We start from the raw sequence: 20,125 nt of genomic DNA on the forward strand, positions 1-20,125 counted from the left end.
ACTCAACCAGCCCGGTCAGGCGGGCCGTGGCAACGTGCAGGGGTGTCCAGCACCCCCACCGACGTGCCCGACGACCTCACCGACGCCCTGGACCAGGTTGCTGCCGAGGCCCGCCCGCTCGCCGAGGACGACGAGGTGGCCCAGCAGGGAGCAGGGCCCGACCGGTTCGCCCTGGCGCTGTGCGAGCTCGATGGCACCGAGCACGTCGCCGGTGACGCCGACGTGGGCTTCCCGGTGCAGAGCGTGGTCAAGGTGTTCACGCTGACCGCGGCGCTCCGCCTGGTCGGCGAGGACGTCTTCCGGCGGGTCGGCCGGGAGCCGTCGGGGGATCCCTACGACTCCCTCGTCCAGCTCGAACGCGAGCACGGCGTGCCCCGCAACCCCTTCATCAACGCGGGTGCCGTCGTCGTCTGCGACGTGCTGGTGGGCGCCACCGGTTCGCCCGAGGCGGCGGTGGCCGAGGTCGCCGACCTGCTGGCCGACCTCGTCGGTGAGCGGCTCGAGCCCGATCCCGAGGTGCTGGCCGAGGAGCGCGCCGGCGCGCAGATGAACACGGCGATGGGCCACCTGATGAGCTCGTTCGGCAACTTCACCCACCCGGTGGCCGAGGTCGTGGACGCCTACGCGCAGCTGTGCGCGCTGACCGTGACCACCCGGCAGCTCGCCCGCGCCGCGCGGTTCCTGGCCCACGACGGGGTCGACCCGCGGACCGGCGACCGGGTGCTCACCGATCCGTTCTCCCGGCGGGTCAACGCGGTGATGCTGACGTGCGGCACCTACGACGCGGCCGGTCAGTTCGCCTACGACGTCGGCTTCCCGTGCAAGAGCGGGGTGGCCGGCGCGGTGATGGGCGTGGTGCCGGACCGGTTCGGGCTCTGCGCGTGGTCCCCGCCGCTGGACGCCGCCGGCAACTCCCGGGCGGGCCGGGCGGCGCTGCACCTGCTCAGCGAGCGGCTGGGGATGTCCCTGCTGTAGCGCCGGGCAGACTGGCCCGGTGAACGAGTTCCCCGCCGCACCCGACCGCATCGACCCGCCCTACACGGACGGCGAGCGCGCCGCCCTGGACGCCTGGCTGGAGTTCCACCGGGCCACGCTGCTGCACAAGTGCGCGGGCCTCACCCCCGAGCAGCTCGGCGAGCGGTCGGTGCCGCCGTCGAGCATGAGCCTGCGCGGCCTGCTGCGGCACATGACCGAGGTCGAGCGCGCGTGGTTCCGGCGGGTCATCGACGGCGAGGACGCCGGGGACGTGTACTGCGCCCCGGGCGACGAGGACGGCGACTTCGACGGGGTCGGCCGCGACGGCGACGACCCGGTGGCCGCCGTCCCCGCGGAGCTGGCCGCGTTCACCGCCGAGGTGGAGGCGAGCCGGGCGGTGGCTGCCGCGTGGCGTTCGCTGGACGAGCTCAGCCGTGGGCGCACCCGGCGGACCCGCGCGCAGGTGTCGCTGCGCTGGGTGTACCTGCACATGATCGAGGAGTACGCCCGGCACAACGGCCACGCCGACCTCCTCCGTGAGCGCATCGACGGCGCCACCGGCGACTAGCCGCCCGGGCGTCCTGGCTCACTGTGCGTGCTCCTGGCTCACCTCCGGACGTGAGCCAGGAGCACGCACGATCAGCCTTCCTGATCCCGGGAACGGACGCCGGGACCAGGTCGGGGTTCCTCAGATGAGGTCGGGCTCCATCGTGCGGCGCACGGTGCGCGGGTCGACGGTGCTCACCGACGGCGCGCCGAGGGCCCGGCTGATCCCGCGGGCGGTGGCGGCCAGCACCGGGATGAGCGCGTGGCTCTTCACCGTCTCGCGCTGCACGGTCACCCCGAGCGCGGCGACCACCTCGTCGCCCGGCCCGCGGACCGGGACGGCCAGGGCCAGCGCCCCGGCGGGCGGCAGGTGGTTCTCCGCGATCGCGACGCCGGTGCGCCGGACCTCGGCGAGCACCCGGCGGAGCTTGTCGACGTCGGTGATGGTGTTGGCGGTGTACCGGCGCAGCGGGCTCGCGAGCACCTCGCGCTGGACCTCCGGGTCGGCGTAGGCCAGCAGCACCTGGCCGGTGCCGGTGGCGTGCAGCGGCCAGCGCCCGCCGAGGCGGGAGAGCACCCGGACCGCGCCGCGGGCGCGCAGTGCCTCCACGTAGACCACGTCGTGGCCGTCACGGACCGCCAGGTGGATGTTGGCCCGGGTGGCGTGGTGCAGGTCGTCGAGGAAGGGCAGCGCCAGCTCGCGCAGCTGCAGCCCCTGCGGCGCCAGGGCACCCAGCTCGAGCAGGCGCAGGCCGATGGCGTACCGGCCGTCGGGGCCTCGCTCCAGAGCGCCCCACTGGCGCAGCTCGCCGACCAGCCGGTGGGTGGTGGTCAGCGACAGCCCGGTGCGACGGCTGATGTCGGACAGCGAGAGGGAGGCGTGCTCCGGGCCGAAGGCGGCGAGCACCGCGAGGGTGCGGCCGGCGGCGGTGGCCGGTGAGGCGGGGGCGGAGCTCCCCGGGGTGGCGCCGCCCGTCGCGGACGGGCGGCTGGGGCGGCGGGCCCCGTCGGTGGTGGTCGAGTGCAGCGGCATCGTTGCCGGCATGTCGTCCTCCTGGCTCGGACCGGGTGGGCAGACCGGCGGGTGACTGGTGGCGGTGATCACAATCTCCGGCTGTTCCAGGGTGCTTGTCAAGCACCGCCGATCGGACGGCGCTTCCGCCGGGGGGAAGCCATCTCGCTCCGCCGACGGCGCCCGGACCACGATCATCCACAGGCCCGAGGTGACCCCGGTCACCCGCCAGACCGCGGCCCGCCCGGCCGCCCCGACGTCCTCGGGGTGGCCGGGGGAGCTCCACCCGAGGAGGACCGTCCGATGTCCCGTCAGAGGCAGCAGCGCCGCCGCCCCGCCCCGCGCCCCGTCTGCGTGAGGGAGGCGTGATGGCCACCCTCGCCGACGTCCTGGACCCCACCGGCCTGAGCGCGGTGCGGGTGGCCAGCAGCTCGCTCGCGCCCCGGCGCGCCGACCTGGCCGGCGCCCGCATCGGGCTGCTGGAGAACACCAAGCACAACGCCGCCCTGCTGCTGGACGAGATCGCCGGCCACCTGGAGCGCGAGCGGGGGGCGACGACCGTGCTGCGCCGCACCAAGACGGCGTTCGCGCTGCCGATGCCCGCCGAGCTGCTCGAGGAGCTCACCCGCGAGTGCGACGTCGTCCTGGTCGGGGTCGGGGACTGCGGGTCGTGCAGCGCCTCGGCCGTCGCCGACGGGATCGCCCTGGAGCGCGCCGGCGTGCCGACGGCGGTGATCTGCTCCGACGCGTTCACCGCGACCGCGAGCGGCATGGCCGAGGTGCAGGGCGACCCGGACTACGCCTACCTGACCACCCCGCACCCGGTGGCGATCCTCACCCCGGAGGCGGTCGCCGAGCGGGCTGCCGGGCTGGTGCCGGAGGTGGTCGCCACGGTGACCGCCGCCGACGGCGCCGCGGTGCTGCGCGGGCGGGCCTCGTGACCGCGGTCGAGTCCCGCGCCGCCGTCGAGGCCGACCCGGACGCTGCGCGGCTGGCGATCGAGCACTGCTACGAGCAGGGCTGGTCCGACGGGTTGCCGCTGGTGCCGGCCACCCGGCCGCTGGTCGACGAGTTCCTCGCCACCGTCGACCGGGCCCCCGACGAGGTGATCGGGGAGATGCCGCACCTGCACCGCACGGTCACCGTCGAGCTGGCCGCGATCAACGCGGCCATGGCCGGCTGCCGGCCCGAGTACTTCCCGGTGGTGCTCGCCGCCTGGGCGGCGATCCAGCGCGACCGGTCGGCCACCGGGGGTGGCTGGCAGAGCACCAGCGGGCCCTCCCCGCTGCTGGTCGTCAACGGGCCGGTCCGCGCCGAGCTGGGCATCAACTCCGCCGGCGGCGTGTTCGGGCCCGGGTTCCGCGCGAACGCCACCATCCCCCGGGCACTCGGGCTGATCGTGCGGAACGCCTTCGGCGTCGTCCCGCACGGCTTCGAGCAGGCGACCCAGGGGCTGCCCGGCCGCTGGCAGGTCTGCCTCGGGGAGAACGAGGAGGAGAGCCCCTGGGAGCCGATGTCGGTCGAGGGCGGCGTGCCCGCCGGCACCAGCGCGGTCTCCGCGATGCTCACCCGCACCGTCGAGTACGTCGACAACCGGCACACCGCCGACCCCGAGCAGCTGCTGGCCGACTTCGCCGACACCATCTCCCGCAGCGGGGCGCTGATCTTCAAGCACGCCCCGGCCGGGATCGTCTTCTGCCCGGAGCACGCCCAGCTGCTCGCCGGCGCCGGGATGAGCCGGGCCGACGTCCGCGCCTGGCTGGTCGAGCGGTGCGGGCGCAGCAAGGCGGACCTCGCCCGGGTCGGCAAGGACGGCGTCGGCGACAACGGCGTCCGCTTCGCCGACGGCACCACCGCACCCGACGCCTTCGACCCCCTCTTCGCCGCCGCCGGCCCGGAGGTCCTGCCCATCGCCGTCGCCGGCGCCCGCAACGCGGGCATCTCGATGGTCGTCCGGGTCTTCTCCGGCTGGTCGGCCAGCTCGGTACCGGTCGAAGGCACCACCACCACCGCACAAGGGAGTGCCTCGTGACCCACCCGGCAGGGAACCAGCCCGACCCGTTGCAGGACCCGTTCGGCGCCGCCGGCGACCGCTGGATGACCGGGCGCACCGCACTGGTCACCGGCGGCGGCCAGACCAGCACCGAGCAGCCCGGTGTCGGCTTCGCCATCAGCCGGGTGCTCGCCGCGCACGGTGCCCGGGTCGCCGTGCTCGACCGCGACCGGGCCGCCGCCCAGCGCACCGTCGACCGGATCGCCGCCGACGGCGGGGAGGCCGTGGTCGTCGTGGCCGACCTGCTGGACGACGACGACTGCCGCCGCGCCGTGGAGGAGACCGTGGCCGCGTTCGGCTCGGTCGACACGCTGGTGAACAACGTGGCCGTCGGCGACCGGGCCGGCGTCTTCGAGGTGACCCCCGAGCGGTTCCACCAGCTGATGGACCTCAACCTGACCACCGCCTGGCAGATGACCCGGCACGCCGCACCCCGGCTGCCGCGCGGCGGGGCGATCGTGAACATCAGCTCGGTCGGCGTGCGCGCCCGCGGCCCGGCGATGGTCTACAACCTGGCCAAGGCCGGGCTGGAGAACCTCACCGTCGGCGCCGCCAACACCCTCGGTGACCAGGGGGTGCGGGTCAACTGCGTGCAGGTCGGCGCGATCTGGGGCGCGTTCGCCGCGGCCAACATGTCCGAGGAGATGCGCGAGATCCGCAAGGGCTTCTCCGCGCTGGGCACCGAGGGCACGCCCTGGGACATCGCGCAGGCGGTGCTCTTCCTGGCCAGTGACCACGCGCGCTGGGTGTCCGGGCAGATCCTCTCCGTCGACGGCGGCCCCGCGGTGGGCAAGCCACCCCGGCCCCGGCCCGTCGAGGTGCCCGCGACCGTGACCCCCGAGGCCGTCCCGGTGGCCGTCTCGGGAGCCCAGGCGTGAGCGCACCCCGGGTCGCGCTGGTCACCGGCTGTGGCAAGCCCGACGGCATGGGCCAGGCCATCGCCCGCCGGCTCGCCTCCACCGGGCACGCCGTCGTCGTCACCGACCTGCAGCCGGCCGGCGTGCCCAACGCCCGGCAGGAGCAGCGCAGCGCCGGCTGGGGCGGGGTGGAGGCGCTGGCCGCGGAGATCACCGCGGCCGGCGGGGACGCCCTCGCCGTGCTCGGCGACGTCAGCGACCCCGGCGACGCCGCGGCCATGGTCGCCGCGGCGGTCGACCGGCACGGCCGGCTCGACGTCCTGGTCAACAACGCGGCCGCCCCGCAGGGCCCGGACCGGGCCGACGTCGCCGACGTGCCGATCGAGGTGTTCGACCGGGTTCTCGCGGTCAACCTGCGCGGCCCCTGGCTGATGAGCTCGGCCGCGGTGCCGGTCATGCGCGCGCAGCGGTCGGGCCGGATCGTGAACATCTCCTCGATGGCCGGGCTGACCGCCGCGCCGTTCTCCGGCGCCTACTCCGCCTCCAAGGCCGGGGTGATCGGCCTGACCCGCGCGCTGGCGATGGACCTCGGGCCGTGGGGGATCACGGTCAACGCGCTGTGCCCCGGCCTGGTCGCCACCAGCCGGGCGTTCCTCTCCGCGGCGCCGGACGCCGACGAGGCGGCGCTGATGGAGCAGCGCGGCCGCAACATCCCCGTCGGCCGCCCCGGGCGGGCCGAGGACATCGCGGCCGCGGTCGCCTTCCTCGCCTCGCCGGAGGCCGCTTACATCACCGCCCAGGCCATCCCCATCGACGGCGGCGGGATGACGCCGTTCCCGCTGCGCCGTCCCGAGCCGGCCGTCCCGGCCGGTGGCTGACCCGATCCTGGAGGACCCGTGTCCCTGTTCGACGACATCGTCGACCCCACCCGCGGCCCGGCCGGCACCGTCAAGGGCCGGACGTCGCTCGCCGCCCGCCCCGGTGACCTCGCCGGGCTGCGCGTGGGTCTGCTGGTGAACACCAAGCGCAACGCCGAGGAGTTCGTGCAGGAGGTGGCCGCGCTGCTGGAGTCCCAGCACGGCGCCCGCATCGCGATCCAGCGCACGAAGCCGAGCATCGTGCACCCCGCGCCGGAGGAGATGCTCGCCGAGCTGCGGGCCGAGGCCGACGTCGTGGTCGTGGGGGTGGGCGACTGCGGCTCGTGCAGCGCCTCCGCCGTCGCCGACGGGCTGCAGCTGGAGGCCGCCGGCATCCCCGCCGTCGTCCTGGTCAGCGACGCCTTCCGGGTCAGCGCCGACGCGATGGCCGCCCTGCAGGGCACCGCAGGCTACGAGTACGTGACCACCCCGCACCCGGTGGCCAGCCTGTCCCGCGAGGGCGTGCGGGCCCGGGCCGAGCGCGCCGTCCCCGAGATCGTCACCCTGCTGACCCGTCCGGTCGCGGCGGCCGCGTCGTGACCGCCGCCCCGGAGGCCCCCGCCGGCCTGCAGGTGGTGCGGCAGGCGATCGAGCACTGCCACGCGCAGGGCTGGACCGACGGGCTGCCCGTCGTGCCGGCCACCGCGGCCGACGTCGCGGAGTTCCTCGCCACCGTCGACCGCGACCCCGACGAGGTGATCGGCGCGCAGGAGCACCTGGACCGCCGGGTCACCGTCGCCCAGGCCGCGGTCAACGCGGTGATGGCCGGCTGCCTGCCCGAGTACTTCCCGCTCGTGCTCGCCGCCTGGGAGGCGGTCCGCGAGGAGCCGTCGTCCCGCGGTGGCGCGTGGCAGTCGACCAGCGGACCGGCCCCGCTGCTGGTGGTCAACGGGCCGATCCGCACCGAGCTCGGCGTCAACTGCGCCGGCGGCGTGCTGGGGCCGGGCTTCCGGGCCAACGCCACCGTCGGCCGGGCGCTCGGGCTGCTGGTGCGCAACGGTTACGGGATCAAGCCGCAGGAGCTGGAGCAGGCCACCCAGGGGGTGCCCGGCCGCTGGACGCTGTGCGTCGGGGAGAACGAGGAGCTCTCCCCCTGGGAGCCGTTCAGCGTCGCCGGGGGAGTGCCGGCCGGCACCTCCGCGGTCTCCGCGATGCTCATCCGGGACGTCGAGTACGTCGACAACCGGCACACCGAGGACGTCGAGGCGCTGCTGCGCGACTTCGCCGACACCCTGGCCCGCACCGGCGCCTACCTGGGCATGAAGCACTCGACCGGCGGGCTGGTCCTGGGCCCGGAGCACGCGCAGGTGCTCGCCGCCGCCGGGTACTCGCGGGCCGACGTCCAGCAGTGGCTGTTCGAGCACGCCGTCCGCCCGCAGTCCGACCTGGTCGCCGCCGGCAAGGAGTCGCACGACGTCGACCCGGGTCCGGACCTGATGCCGATGCTGCCCTCGCCCGCGGAGATCCCGATCGTCGTCGCCGGCGCGGCCAACGCGGCCATCTCCGCGGTCTTCCGTCCCTTCGGCTGGGCCACCTGGTCCGGCCGGTCCGTCCCCGTCCCCCACCCGAAGCCCCGCCGCACCGAGGAGAGCACCCCGTGACCGTCGACGAGAAGCAACTGGACCAGCTGCGGCAGACGCTGCAGGCCGACGACTACCGGCTCGACGTCGACGTGGCAGGCGACCGGGCCGACGTCCGGATCGTGGCCGGGCCGGACGCCTGCGAGGAGTGCCTGGTGCCCAAGCCGCTGATGCAGCAGATGCTCGCCCCGGTGCTCGGCGTCGACCCGGCCAGCATCGAGCTCACCTACCCGGTCGACGGGCACTGAGCGTGGAGGTCAGCCTCGAGGGCAAGGTCGCGCTGGTCACCGGCGTCGGACCGAACATCGGCAGCGGCATCGCGCTGGCGCTGTCCCGGTACGGCGCCAAGGTGGCGTGCAACGACGTCAACGACGACGTCATCAAGACCGCCATGGCGCGGATCGAGCGCAACGGTGGGGAGGCGATGGCCGCCCCCGGCGACGTCACCGACGAGGCCGCGGTGCAGGGCTACGTCGACGCCGTCCTGGAGCGGTGGGGCCGGATCGACATCTTGGTCAACAACGCCGCGATGCTCGGCGGCAAGGGCGTGCTCGACGAGGACGCCGGCACCTTCGAGCGGTCGATCAAGGTCTCCGGGCTCGGGTACTTCCTGAACACCAAGATCGTCGGCCGCGCGATGGCCGAGCGCGGGATCCGCGGGTCGATCGTGTGCATCTCCTCCTCCAACGGCTGGAACGGCTCGGCCGGGGTGATCGCCTACGCGTTCAACAAGGGCGGGGTGAACAACTTCGTCCGCGCCGCCGCGATGGACCTCGCGCCCTACGGCATCCGGGTCAACAGCTACACGCCGACCGCGCCGACCATCGACAACCCGGAGCTGCTCGCCGAGCTGGCCGAGCGGGGCATCCCCGCCGACATGCTCAACGCCGGCCGCAAGGGCGGCACCGGTGGTGGCGGGCTGGGCGGCGGCGCGGGGGAGGAGGAGTGGCGCCGCCCAGCGCGGTGGACCGGGGAGCGTCCGCCGCTGGTGCCGATGGGCAGCACCGGCACGCCGACCGACATCGGGCACGCCGTCGCCTGGCTGTGCTCGGACTACGCGCGGCTGATCACCGGCACCGACCTGGTCGTCGACGGGGGAGCGCGGGCGAAGAACTTCGCCTACTTCCCGGCCGACCCCGAGGAGCTCGCCGGCCCGGTGCCGCTGATCCCGCTGGACCAGACCCCCGCCGGCTGACCTGCCCGCCGAAATGGCCATTCTTGCGGTCTCCCGGTCCGCCAGAATGGCCATTTCGGCGGGAGGGTGCGCGATCAGTGGGCGAGGGCGGCCCGCACCCGGGCGACGACGGCGTCCAGGTCGCGCAGATCCGCCGCGCTGAGCCGGATCACCCGCCACCCGGCCGCCTCGAGCCGCCGGATCCGCTCGTCGTCCCGGACGATCTGCGTGCCGTCGAAGTGGTGCTCGCCCTCGTACTCGACCGCGAGCCGGACCTCGGGGAACGCCAGGTCGGCGAAGGCGAGGAACCGCCCCGCGGCCCGGACCTCGAACTGGGGCACCGGGGCGAGGCCCGCCAGCACCAGCGCCACCCGGACGCGCGACTCCGGCGGTGACTCCGCCCGCGGGTCGACGAGGGCGAACGCCCGGCGGGCCCGGACGACGCCCCAGCGGCCGGCGCCTGCGGCGAGCAGCTGGGCGAGGTCGGCCTGGTCGACGGTGCCGGCGCGGACCATCGCGTCCAGCGCGGCGACGGCGGTGGGCAGCGGCTCCAGTGCTGCGACGTCCCAGGCGGTCCGCCGTGCCGTCGTCACCGGGACGTCGTCGTGCCGCGCCACGTCGTCCGGGCTCAGCTCCGCACGGTGCACCCGGACGTCGCGCGGACCCTTCCACTCGACGTCCGGCGGGCGGACGACGGTGACCGGATCGCGCGTGCCGGCGAACGGTGCACCGTGCCAGGCGGCGGCCGAGTGCCCGCCGATGGCGGCGCCGGACGGCAGCAGCAGCGCGACCCCGGTGCACCGCAACCGGTGGTCGAACGGCATGGCCGGGTCGGCGTAGACCCCCTGGACCACGCGCCGCCAGCTGCGTTCCCTGAGCTGGTGCCGGGTCACCAGCCCCTCGGCGATCGCGTGGCTCCCGATGAACACGCCGGTGAGGTGGTGTCGTCGCGGCACCAGGAGAGCGTGGCCGATCAGGAGCCGACCGCGCCGGCGCCGTCCACAGGCGCACGCCGCCCGCAGAAATGGCCATTCTGGCGGTCGATCAGACCGCCAGAATGGCCATTTCGGCGAGAAGGGAAGGGGTCAGCTGCTGACGTGGTCGGGGAGCTGGGGGGAGGGGAGGCGGTTCTCCGGCGCGTAGATGGGCGAGCTGGTAAGGAAGGGGATCGCCGCGGCGCGCGCCTCGTCGATCGGCTCGTCGGGGAACGCGGCCAGCGTGGTCTCGAACCGCTCCCGCACCCCCTCGCGGAACTCCGGGTGGGTGAGGATGAACAGGTCGCCCCGCCGGATGCCGTTGAGCACCCGCTCGCCGGCCTCCACGTAGCTCATGTACGGCTGGCTCTTGGCCCGCTCGAGGAACTCCGCCGGCGGCGGGGTGTAGCCGCTCTCGCCGTACTGCTCGGGACGGGCGGCGACGGCGCCGGCGATGTTGCTGTGCACCGGCCCCGGGCAGTACGCCGAGACGCCGATCCCCTCGGGGGCCAGCTCGATCGCCAGCGCCTCCGACAGCGCGATCACCGCCGCCTTGGTCATCGAGTACAGGCCCGCGACGATCGGCAGGAGCCCGGCCATCGACGTGGTGGTGACGATGTGCCCGCCCTCGCCGTGCGCCCGGATGTGCGGCACGAACGCCCGCAGCCCGTTGCCGACGCCCTTGATGTTGACGTCGATCAGCCAGTCCCAGTCGCTGGCGGTGGCCCCCATGACCGGGCCGGTCAGCCCGATGCCGGCGTTGTTGACCAGCACGTCGACCCGGCCGTGGCGCTCGACGGTGGCGGCGGCGGCCGCCTCGACCGCGGCCGCGTCGGTGACGTCGAGCTGCACCGCGTCGACCGCGAGCCCGGCGGCGGCGAACTCCGCGGTCGTCTCGTCGATGTGCTCCTGACGGCGGCCGCTGATCACCACCGTCATGCCGGCCCGGGCCAGGGCGAGCCCGATCCCGCGGCCGATGCCGCTGGACCCGCCGGTGATGAAGGCGACCTTGCCCTCGACGTCCTGCATGGATGTCTGTCCTGTCTGTGAGAGGGAGGGTCAGCGCCCGGGCGGGAGCAGCCCGAGCAGCCGTGCGGCGTTGGACTTGTAGATCAGCGGCTTGACCTCGTCCTTCAGGCCGATGGTCTCCGCGTCCTTCATCCACCGCTCCGGGGTGATCACCGGGAAGTCCGAGCCGAACAGCACCTTGTTCTTGAGCAGGCTGTTGGCGTACCGGACCAGCTGCGGCGGGAAGTACTTCGGTGACCAGCCGGAGAGGTCGATGTAGACCCGCGGCTTGTGGGTGGCCACGGCCAGCGCCTCGTCCTGCCAGGGGAAGGAGGGGTGGGCCAGGATGATGTCCATGTCCGGGAAGTCGACGGCGACGTCGTCGACGTCCATCGGGTTGGAGTACTTCAGCCGGATGCCGCCCCCTCCGGGCGTGCCCGCCCCCACCCCGGTCTGGCCGGTGTGGAACAGCGCGATGAGGCCGTGCTCGGCGATCACCTCGTACAGCGGGTAGGCCGCGCGGTCGTTGGGGTGGAAGCCCTGGGTGTTGGGGTGGAACTTGAACCCGCGGACGCCGTGGTCGGTGATCAGCCGGCGGGCGGCCCGAACCCCGGCCGCGCCCCGGGCGGGGTCGATGCTGGCGAAGGGGATCACCACGTCGGCGTGCTCGGCGGCGAGCTCGGCGACCTCCTCGTTGGTGGGCACCAGCTCCTCCCCGGTCTGGGAGATGCTGTCCACGCCGAAGGCGACGCAGGCCATGTCCCGTTCCCGGTAGTACTGGGCGAGCTCGGGCAGCGTGTACTGCGGCATCGAGCCGATGCCGAAGTAGGCGCCCATGTCGTCGGCGCTGCTGTCGGCCGGCGGCGGGGCGGAGACCGACCGGTGCACGTGGGTGTGCACGTCGATCGCGGTGATCCGGTCCAGGTCGATGCGCGAGGTCCAGGTCACGACCGCAGGTCCTCGGTGTAGGGCGCCTCGGTGTGGGCCCGGACCTGGGCGGGGGTGACGCCGGGGGCGCACTCGACGAGCCGGAGCGTGCCGTCGACGACGTGGAAGACGGCCAGGTCGGTGTAGACGCGGGTGACGCAGGCCTTGCCGGTCAGCGGCATCGTGCACTCGCGGACGACCTTGGAGCGGCCCTTGCGGTCGCAGTGCTCCATCGTCACCCACACCTGCGGGGTGCCGGCCACGAGGTCCATCGCCCCGCCGACGGCGGGGTTGCGGCCGGGCACGTACCAGTTGGCGAGGTCGCCGGCGGCGGACACCTGCAGCGCCCCGAGCACGGTGACGTCGAGGTGGCCGCCGCGGATCATCGCGAAGGACATCGCGGAGTCGGTGATCGCCGCCCCGCTCATCAGCGTGATCGGCTGCTTGCCCGCGTCGGTGAGGTCGACGTCGCCCTCGCCGTCGGGGGCGGGGCCCAGGCCCAGCACCCCGTTCTCGGCGTGCAGCACGACCTCCACGCCCGGCGGGATGAACCTCGGCACGGCCAGCGGGATGCCGACGCCGAGGTTGACGACGTAGCCGTCCTGCAGGTCCTGCGCCAGGCGCTCGGCGATGCCCTCGCGCGTGCGGCCGGTCACCGGCGGGGTCTGCGTGGTGGTCATCAGCGGGTCCTCGCGATCAGCCGGCTGTCGTCAGGGGTGGTGGTGCGGGCCGGGCTGGTCGGCACCACGTCGTCGACGAAGACGCCGGGCAGGTGGACGTCGTCCGGGTGCAGCTCGTCGACCTCGACCAGCCGGTCGACCTCGGCGAAGGTGTGCCGGCCGGACATCCCGGCCAGCGGGTTGAAGTTCCGCGCCGACAGCCGGAAGCGCAGGTTGCCCTTGCGATCACCGGAGTACGCCTTGACCATCCCGAAGTCGGCGACGATGCCGGTCTCCAGCACGTACTCGCGCCCGTCGATCAGGCGGTGCTCCTTGGCCGGCACGTGCTCGGCCACCCCGCCGTCGGGGGAGTAGCGCAGCGTGAAGGTGCCGTCGGCGAGCATCGTCCCGGCACCGGACGGGGTGAAGAAGGCGGGGATGCCCGAGCCGCCGGCCCGCAGCCGCTCGGCCAGGGTGCCCTGCGGCACCAGCTCCAGCTCCACCTTGCCGGCGAAGTACTCGTCGTAGAACTCCTGCAGGATCGGGAAGGACGCCGTCACCCGGCGCAGCCGGCCCTCGTGCAGCAGCCTCCCCACGCCGGTGAAGTCGTGGCCCACGTTGTTCACGTAGACGTGCAGGTCGCGCTTGCCCAGCTCGCAGAGGGCGTTCAGGAGCAGGTCCGGACGGCCGGAGCTGCCGAAGCCGCCGACCGCGATGGACGCTCCTGACGGCACTCTGTCGACCACGGACAACACGTCCTCGCGGAACTTGTCGATCACGCCGTGTCCCCTTCTCAGGCCAGTCACCGTTGGTGCGGCTGGCTCGTGCACTGGTGCGATCCCGACGGCGGGCCCGCGCGCTGGGCGGGACGGCGATGTGTCGAGGGTCACCCGGACGTCGTCGAACGTATGGACGCCCTCCGGCACCCGAGAAGGCGTATTCCACCCGGGGGAAGGCAGGGCCCACCCGGGTGGAGGCGGGCCCCGCCGCGCCGGGAAGCGGACCGAGGAGTCCGCCCGGCTCGTCTTCCGCGGGTCGGAATGGTGTGTGGCCCACGCCACGTCTGCGGCGGCAGTGTCCCCTTCGGCTCCGGGCGTCGCCCCGGGGTGCCAGCGAGGCTCTCGCCCCCCGGCCAGCGCCCGTACCACCAGTCGTCAGCACGGAAGGGGCCCCAGATGAGCATGACCACACGCGCCGCGGTCTGTCGGGAGCCGGGCAAGCCGTGGGAGATCACCGAGCTCGAGCTCGACGACCCCCAGGCCAACGAGGTCCGGATCAAGTTCATGGCCGCAGGGATGTGCCACTCCGACGACCACATCCAGAAGGGCGACGCGATGATGCGCTTCCCCGTGGTCGGTGGCCACGAGGGCGCGGGCATCGTCGAGGCCGTCGGTGAGGGCGTCACCCGGGTGAAGGTCGGCGACCACGTCGTCTGCTCCTTCATCCCCGCCTGCGGCAAGTGCCGCTACTGCTCCACGGCCCGGCAGAACCTCTGCGACGAGGGCAAGAACGCCTCGACCGGTGAGTTCCCCGACGGCACGTTCCGCTTCCACCAGAACGGTGAGGACTTCGGCGGCCTGTGCGTGCTCGGCACCTTCTCCGAGCGCGCCGTCGTCAGCGAGTTCAGCGTCATCCCCATCCCCGAGGACATCCCCTTCGAGGTGGCCTCCCTGGTCGGCTGCGGCGTCCCCACCGGCTGGGGCAGCGCGGTGCACGCCGCCGGCGTGCGCGCCGGGGAGACCGTCGTCGTCTACGGCGCCGGCGGCGTCGGCAGCAACGCGGTGCAGGGCGCCCGGTACGCCGGCGCGCAGCGCGTCGTCGTCGTCGACCCGGTGGAGTTCAAGCGGGAGATGGCCACCGTCTTCGGCGCCACCCACACCTTCGCCACGGCGAAGGAGGCCCAGGAGTTCGTCAACGAGGTCACCTGGGGCGAGCTCGCCGACCACGCGATCATCACCGTCGGCGTCCTCCACGACGAGGTCATCGCCGACGCGCTCCAGGTGGTGGGCAAGACCGGTCAGGTCACCGTCACCGCGGTCGGCAACGGCTGGGTGAACGAGCACCCCGGCGCCCTCATCGGCTACCAGCGGCGCATCCAGGGCGCGATCTTCGGCGCCTGCAACCCGCTGTTCGACGTCCCCCGCCTGCTCAGCCTCTACCGGTCCGGTGACCTGAAGCTCGACGAGCTGATCACCCGCACCTACCGCCTCGACGAGGTCAACCAGGGCTACCAGGACATGTTGGACGGCAAGAACATCCGCGGCGTGATCATCCACGAGCACTGAAGGAACCGGACATGACGATCGCTCCTCCCGGCCCGCAGGCCGGCTCGCCCCTGCTCATCGACGACGCCCAGCTGATCGGCGGTGACTGGGTGCCCGCCGCCGGCGGGCAGACCATCGACGTGATCAACCCCGCCACCGGTGAGGTGCTCGGCCGGGTGCCGCGCGGCGGCGCCGAGGACGTCGACGCCGCCGTGCGCGCGGCCGAGGCGGCCTTCCCCGCCTGGCGGGACACCAACGCCACCGCCCGGGGTGCGCTGATCACCCGCTGGGCCCAGCTGATCGACCAGCACGCGACCGAGCTGGACCAGCTGGAGTCCCAGGAGGTCGGCCGGCCCAGCTGGGGCCCGCCGCCGATGTCCCGGATCCTGAACTTCGTCGCCGGCCAGGCCGACAAGGTGCAGGGCGTGACCCTGCCGACCTACACCCCCGACGCCATCGGGCTCACCCTGCGCGAGCCCTACGGCGTGGTGGGCGCGGTCATCCCCTGGAACGCCCCGGCGCCGATGTTCGTCAACGACGTCGGCCCGGCCATCGCCGCCGGCAACACCATCGTGATCAAGCCGGCCGAGGACGCGCCGCTGACGGCGCTGGCGCTGGCGAAGCTGGCGCTGGAGGCGGGCATCCCGCCGGGCGTGGTCAACGTCGTCACCGGCTACGGCCACGAGGCCGGCGCCGCCGTGCCCGCCCACCCGGGCATCCGCCGGATGAGCTTCACCGGCTCCCCGGACACCGGTGCCCTGGTGATGGCCGCCTGCGCCAAGAACCTCACCCCGCTGCACCTGGAGCTGGGCGGCAAGTCGCCGCAGGTGATCCTCTCCGACGCCGACCTGGACGCCGCCATCCCGGCGATCGCCATGGGCATCACGATGAACACCGGCCAGATCTGCGCCGCCGGTTCCCGGGTCGTGGTCGAGCGCTCGATCCACGCCGAGGTCGTGCAGCGGCTGGCCGAGCAGATGTCGAAGGTCAAGGTCGGCCCCTGGTACGAGCAGGTCAACATGGGCCCGCTGATCAACGGCAAGCAGCACGAGCGGGTGCTCAAGTACATGCAGCTGGGCCAGGAGGAGGGCGCCGACCTCGTGCTCGGCGGCGGCCGTCCCGCGGGCGAGCAGTACGAGCGCGGCTTCTTCGTCGAGCCCACGTTGTTCGACAACGTCGACCCGGCGATGCGCATCCACCAGGAGGAGATCTTCGGTCCGGTCCTCGGGGTCACCCCGGTGGCCGACGAGGCCGAGGCCCTGCAGGTCGCCAACGGCACCGACTACGGGCTGGTCGCCTCGGTCTGGACCAACGACGTCGGCAAGGCCGTCCGGTTCTCGCGCGGCCTGCAGGCCGGCCAGGTGGCGGTCAACGCCGCACTCGGCGCCGGCGTCATCGGCGGCCCGTTCGGCGGCTACAAGCGCAGCGGCTTCGGCCGCACCATGGGCGCCGACGCCGTCCTGGACTACACCCAGGTCAAGACCGTCTCCCTGCGCGGCACCGGTGCCTGACCTCCGCGCACCGGGTTCGGCCCGACCCGCCCTCGGCTCGTTCCACCCCGCCCTCGTCCACCCTGCTTGGGAGGCATCCCGATGAGCATCACCACGCACGCCGCCATCGCCCGCGGGCCGCACATCGGCTGGGAGATGGTCGACCTGCAGCTGGACGACCCCAAGGCCCACGAGGTGCGGGTCAAGTTCGCCGCCTCGGGGCTCTGCCACTCCGACGACCACATCACCCAGGGCGACGCCCCGGTGCGCTTCCCGATGGTCGGTGGCCACGAGGGCGCCGGGATCGTCGAGTCGGTCGGCCCCGACGTCCGCCGGGTCAAGCCCGGTGACCGGGTGATCTGCTCCTACATCCCCGCCTGCGGCGCCTGCCGGCCCTGCTCCACCGGGCACCAGAACATGTGCGTCAAGGGCCTCAACGCCGGCAGCGGCATGTTCCTCGACGGCACCTTCCGGTTCCACCTCGGCGACGAGGACCTGGGCGGGTTCTGCTCGCTGGGCACCTTCTCCCAGTACGCGGTGGTCTCGGAGTGGGCGTGCGTGCCGCTGGCCGACGACATCCCCTTCGAGGTCGCCAGCCTCGTCGGCTGCGGCGTCCCCACCGGCTGGGGCTCGGCGGTCTACGCCGCCGGCGTCAAGCCCGGGGACACCGTCGTCGTCTTCGGCTCCGGCGGGGTGGGCAGCAACGCCGTGCAGGGCGCCCGGTACGCCGGGGCCAAGAACGTCGTCGTCGTCGACCCGGTCGAGTTCAAGCGGGAGATGGCCACCGTCTTCGGCGCCACGCACGCCTTCGCCTCGGCGAAGGAGGCGCACGACTTCGTGGTCGAGACGACGTGGGGGCAGCTGGCCGACCACGCCATCCTCACCCCGGGCGTGGTGACCGAGGAGATCGTCAACTCCGCGCTGGCGATGACCGGCAAGGGCGGCAAGGTGACCATCACCGGCGTCGGCAAGCTGACCGAGAAGGCCGTGCACTTCCACGCCGGCGCGCTCATCGGCTACCAGCGCCAGGTCCGCGGCGCGCTCTTCGGCGACTGCAACCCGCTGTACGACATCCCGAAGCTGCTGGGCCTGTACCGCGCCGGTGACCTCAAGCTCGACGAGCTGGTCACCCGCACGTACCGGCTGGACGAGGTCAACCAGGCCTACCAGGACCTGAACGACGGCAAGAACATCCGCGGCGTCATCGTCCACGAGGACTGACCCCGCGCCGGATGCCCCTCCCACGTCCGGTGCCGCCCGGCTCCTCCCGGGCGGCACCGGTCACCCGGCGCACCCGCGCGCCGGCCGAGCTCGAGGAGAGCGATGAGCGACAGAGTGCGCGCGGTGGTCCAGACCGGGCCCCGGAAGATGGAGCTGCGCGACTTCCCCCGCCCGGTGATCGGTGCCGACGACGGTCTGCTGCGCGTGGAGGCCAACGGCATCTGCGGCAGCGACGTGGAGACCTACAAGGGCCACATGTCGATGGGCCGCGGCGACTTCATCCCCGGTCACGAGCCGATGGGGATCATCGAGGAGATCGGTGACCGGGCGGCCGAGCGCTGGGGGGTGCAGGTCGGCGACCGGGTGGCGCTGGAGGTCATCGTCCCCTGCCGGGCCTGCGAGAAGTGCCTCACCGGGCGCTACCAGGCCTGCCCGAACCGGACCCTGGGGCACGGGGTCACCGGGGTCGACGTCGAGCCGAGCCTGTTCGGCGGGTTCGCCGAGCACCTCTACCTGACGCCGAACTCGGTCCTGCACAAGATCGACAAGACGATCCCCGCCGAGATCGCGGTCATGTTCAACCCGCTGGGCGCCGGCGTGCGCTGGGCGGTGCACCTGGGCGGCATCGGGCTCGGCGACACCGTCGTCGTGCTCGGCGCCGGACAGCGCGGCATCGCCTCGGTGATCGCGGCGAAGGCCGCGGGCGCCGGCACGGTCATCGTGACCGGCCTGGCCGCCGACGAGCACAAGCTCGCACTGGCTCGCGAGTTCGGCGCCGACCACACCGTGGTGGTGGGGGAGGACGGCGAGGACGTCGTCGAGCGGGTCCGGGAGATCACCGGCGGCGAGATGGCCGACGTCGTCCTGGAGCTCACCCCGATGGCCGCCGGGCCGGTCACCGACGCGCTGAAGGTGGCGCGGTTCGGCGGCACCGTGGTGCTCGCCGGGCTGAAGGGCGGGCGCGAGATCCCGCTGAGCACCGACCTGATCATCAACCGCGGGCTCGTCGTCAAGGGCGCGTTCGGCGTGGACTTCGCCGGTCAGGAGGCGGCCATCGCGCTGATCGAGTCCGGGCGGTTCCCGCTGGAGAAGCTGCACACCCACACGTTCGGCCTGGAGGACACCGCCCTGGCCATCGAGACGCTCGCCGGCGAGGTGCCGGGGGAGTCCCCGGTGCACGTGTCGGTCCACCCCAACCTGTCCGCCTGAGGAGGCACCCGTGCTCGTCGACGCGCACGCCCACCTGCTGCCCCGCGACTACCCGGCCGATGCGCCGGAGTGCTTCCCCCGGATGGAACCGGTCGACGGCGACACCGCCCGCACCCTGGTGTTCGGCCAGATGCGGTTCACCGCCCGGGACGCCTTCTTCGACGCCGAACGCCGCATCCAGGAGCAGGACGCCTCCGGGGTCGACGTCGAGGTGCTCAGCCCGATGCCGCCGCTGCTGCGCTACGACCTCCCCGCCGACGACGGGATGTCCCTGGCCCGCTGGGTGAACGAGGCCACCGCGCTGCTCTGCGCGGAGGTGCCCGACCGGCTCAAGGGGCTGGGCATGGTGCCGCTTCAGGACCCCGACGCCGCCACCGCCGAGCTGAAGGCCATCAAGGACCAGGGGCTGCTCGGGGTGGAGATCGCCTCCAACATCCTGGGGAAGTCGATCGGCCACGAGCAGTTCCTGCCGTTCTTCACCGAGGTCGAGCGGCTGGGCCTGTCGGTGTTCGTGCACGCCATGCCCAGCCCGTCGGAGCGGCTGCCGATGTCGGCGATGGGCACCTACGTCGTCGGTGTGGAGGGCGCCTTCGCGGCGGGCTCCATGGTGACCGGTGGGACGGCGAAGGCCTGCCCGGACCTGCGCATCTCCTTCAGCCACGCGGCGGGGGGCTTCCCGCTGATGCTGCCCCGGGCCCAGTACTTCTGGGGTGGTTCCTGGAACGAGGAGCCGGTCGACCTGACCCGCGCGGTGATGCACGACGACGGGCCCTCGCCGGTCGAGCTGGCCCGGCGGTTCTGGTACGACTCGATGGTCTTCGACCGCCGCGCACTGCGGTTCCTGGTCGACTACCTGGGCGCCGACCGGCTGCTGGTGGGCTCGGACTTCCCGGCGATGCTGCGCGAGGAGCCGGCCGGGCGCACCCTGCGCACGCTGGACCTGCCGCCGGAGGACCTCGCCGACGTGATGAGCGGCAACGCCTTCCGCTGGCTGGGGATCGACCACCCCTGACCGACCCTGCCCTCCTCCCGGGCCCCGTCCGCGACCCGCGGGCGGGGCCCGCTGCCGTCCCCGGCCGCGCGGAGGCCGCTCCGGCCCCGGGTCACCGGCTTCACCGCGGGCCAGCCGGGTCCACCGGGCTGACCGGACGTGGGGGGGGGGGGGGGGGGGGGGGGGGGGGGGGGGGGGGGGGGGGGGGGGGGGGGGGGGGGGGGGGGGGGGGGGGGGGGGGGGGGGGGGGGGGGGGGGGGGGGGGGGG

The 20,125-nt window shown here is 73.7% G+C and carries 21 protein-coding genes; 15 read left to right on the forward strand and 6 right to left on the reverse strand.

Annotation, left to right across the window (positions count from 1 at the left end):
• The first annotated feature begins 42 nt into the window (after window positions 1–42).
• Together glsA and ACI783_RS10250 are read left to right on the forward strand one after the other, a co-directional pair.
• A complete protein-coding gene (glsA, locus tag ACI783_RS10245; protein WP_457140355.1) occupies window positions 43–975 on the forward strand; it encodes a glutaminase A in 933 nt (310 codons plus the stop codon).
• 19 nt (window positions 976–994) lie between these two features.
• A complete protein-coding gene (locus ACI783_RS10250; RefSeq protein WP_457140356.1) occupies window positions 995–1,543 on the forward strand; it encodes a DinB family protein in 549 nt (182 codons plus the stop codon).
• 120 nt (window positions 1,544–1,663) lie between these two features.
• Here the strand turns inward: ACI783_RS10250 and ACI783_RS10255 are convergent, their stop codons facing one another.
• Window positions 1,664–2,566, reverse strand: coding sequence for an IclR family transcriptional regulator (locus ACI783_RS10255; protein WP_457140357.1), 903 nt, complete (start codon window positions 2,564–2,566; stop codon window positions 1,664–1,666).
• 335 nt (window positions 2,567–2,901) lie between these two features.
• On the opposite strand from ACI783_RS10255, the gene ACI783_RS10260 reads away from it, so the two are divergent.
• Genes ACI783_RS10260 through ACI783_RS10295 form a run of 8 tightly spaced genes read left to right on the forward strand, consistent with a single transcriptional unit; the run spans window position 2,902 to window position 9,135 of the window.
• On the forward strand, window positions 2,902–3,474 hold the full coding sequence (locus tag ACI783_RS10260) for a UGSC family (seleno)protein (protein WP_457140358.1): 573 nt from the start codon (window positions 2,902–2,904) through the stop codon (window positions 3,472–3,474).
• The gene (locus ACI783_RS10265; protein WP_457140359.1) at window positions 3,471–4,565 is read left to right on the forward strand and encodes a hypothetical protein; all 1,095 of its coding nucleotides are present in this window, start codon (window positions 3,471–3,473) and stop codon (window positions 4,563–4,565) included. The genes ACI783_RS10260 and ACI783_RS10265 overlap by 4 nt, the downstream gene beginning before the upstream one ends.
• On the forward strand, window positions 4,562–5,464 hold the full coding sequence (locus ACI783_RS10270; protein ID WP_457140360.1) for an SDR family NAD(P)-dependent oxidoreductase: 903 nt from the start codon (window positions 4,562–4,564) through the stop codon (window positions 5,462–5,464). The genes ACI783_RS10265 and ACI783_RS10270 overlap by 4 nt, the downstream gene beginning before the upstream one ends.
• A complete protein-coding gene (locus ACI783_RS10275; protein WP_457140361.1) occupies window positions 5,461–6,321 on the forward strand; it encodes an SDR family NAD(P)-dependent oxidoreductase in 861 nt (286 codons plus the stop codon). Before ACI783_RS10270 ends, ACI783_RS10275 begins: the two co-directional genes overlap by 4 nt.
• A gap of 18 nt (window positions 6,322–6,339) precedes the next feature.
• Entirely contained in the window at window positions 6,340–6,900 is a 561-nt protein-coding gene (locus ACI783_RS10280) for a UGSC family (seleno)protein (RefSeq protein ID WP_457140362.1), read from the forward strand.
• Window positions 6,897–7,961, forward strand: a complete 1,065-nt coding sequence (locus ACI783_RS10285) for a hypothetical protein (RefSeq protein ID WP_457140363.1) — start codon at window positions 6,897–6,899, stop codon at window positions 7,959–7,961. Before ACI783_RS10280 ends, ACI783_RS10285 begins: the two co-directional genes overlap by 4 nt.
• The gene (locus tag ACI783_RS10290) at window positions 7,958–8,188 is read left to right on the forward strand and encodes a hypothetical protein (protein ID WP_457075419.1); all 231 of its coding nucleotides are present in this window, start codon (window positions 7,958–7,960) and stop codon (window positions 8,186–8,188) included. Before ACI783_RS10285 ends, ACI783_RS10290 begins: the two co-directional genes overlap by 4 nt.
• A 2-nt stretch (window positions 8,189–8,190) precedes the next feature.
• Window positions 8,191–9,135 carry an SDR family NAD(P)-dependent oxidoreductase gene (locus ACI783_RS10295; protein ID WP_457140364.1) on the forward strand — a complete coding sequence of 315 codons (945 nt, stop codon included), beginning with the start codon at window positions 8,191–8,193 and terminating at the stop codon, window positions 9,133–9,135.
• A 74-nt stretch (window positions 9,136–9,209) separates the two neighbouring features.
• On the opposite strand, the gene ACI783_RS10300 is transcribed toward ACI783_RS10295, so the two are convergent.
• The 5 genes from ACI783_RS10300 to ACI783_RS10320 all read right to left on the reverse strand — a co-directional run bounded on the left by ACI783_RS10300 (window position 9,210) and on the right by ACI783_RS10320 (window position 13,461).
• Entirely contained in the window at window positions 9,210–10,070 is an 861-nt protein-coding gene (locus ACI783_RS10300; RefSeq protein WP_457140365.1) for a DUF559 domain-containing protein, read from the reverse strand.
• 129 nt (window positions 10,071–10,199) lie between these two features.
• Window positions 10,200–11,117, reverse strand: coding sequence for an SDR family NAD(P)-dependent oxidoreductase (locus ACI783_RS10305; RefSeq protein WP_457140366.1), 918 nt, complete (start codon window positions 11,115–11,117; stop codon window positions 10,200–10,202).
• Window positions 11,118–11,147: 30 nt separating this feature from the next.
• Window positions 11,148–12,044, reverse strand: a complete 897-nt coding sequence (locus ACI783_RS10310) for an amidohydrolase family protein (RefSeq protein ID WP_457140367.1) — start codon at window positions 12,042–12,044, stop codon at window positions 11,148–11,150.
• A complete protein-coding gene (locus ACI783_RS10315; protein ID WP_457140368.1) occupies window positions 12,041–12,703 on the reverse strand; it encodes a 3-oxoacid CoA-transferase subunit B in 663 nt (220 codons plus the stop codon). Before ACI783_RS10315 ends, ACI783_RS10310 begins: the two co-directional genes overlap by 4 nt.
• Complete coding sequence (locus ACI783_RS10320; RefSeq protein WP_457085388.1) at window positions 12,703–13,461, reverse strand: CoA transferase subunit A; 759 nt, start codon at window positions 13,459–13,461, stop codon at window positions 12,703–12,705. Before ACI783_RS10320 ends, ACI783_RS10315 begins: the two co-directional genes overlap by 1 nt.
• Before the next feature lie 396 nt (window positions 13,462–13,857).
• Here ACI783_RS10320 and ACI783_RS10325 point away from each other — a divergent pair, with 396 nt between their 5' ends.
• The 5 genes from ACI783_RS10325 (at window position 13,858) to ACI783_RS10345 (ending at window position 19,878) form a co-directional block, all read left to right on the forward strand.
• Window positions 13,858–14,967 carry an NDMA-dependent alcohol dehydrogenase gene (locus tag ACI783_RS10325; RefSeq protein ID WP_457085389.1) on the forward strand — a complete coding sequence of 370 codons (1,110 nt, stop codon included), beginning with the start codon at window positions 13,858–13,860 and terminating at the stop codon, window positions 14,965–14,967.
• A gap of 11 nt (window positions 14,968–14,978) precedes the next feature.
• Entirely contained in the window at window positions 14,979–16,457 is a 1,479-nt protein-coding gene (locus ACI783_RS10330; RefSeq protein ID WP_457085390.1) for an aldehyde dehydrogenase family protein, read from the forward strand.
• Between the two features lie 81 nt (window positions 16,458–16,538).
• On the forward strand, window positions 16,539–17,657 hold the full coding sequence (locus ACI783_RS10335; RefSeq protein ID WP_457085391.1) for an NDMA-dependent alcohol dehydrogenase: 1,119 nt from the start codon (window positions 16,539–16,541) through the stop codon (window positions 17,655–17,657).
• A 102-nt stretch (window positions 17,658–17,759) separates the two neighbouring features.
• Window positions 17,760–18,866 (forward strand): zinc-dependent alcohol dehydrogenase, encoded by a 1,107-nt coding sequence (locus ACI783_RS10340; protein WP_457140369.1) that lies wholly within the window; start codon window positions 17,760–17,762, stop codon window positions 18,864–18,866.
• 10 nt (window positions 18,867–18,876) lie between these two features.
• Entirely contained in the window at window positions 18,877–19,878 is a 1,002-nt protein-coding gene (locus ACI783_RS10345; protein WP_457085393.1) for an amidohydrolase family protein, read from the forward strand.
• The last annotated feature ends 247 nt before the right edge of the window (window positions 19,879–20,125 follow it).

Source organism: Modestobacter sp. SYSU DS0511, from assembly GCF_054050755.1.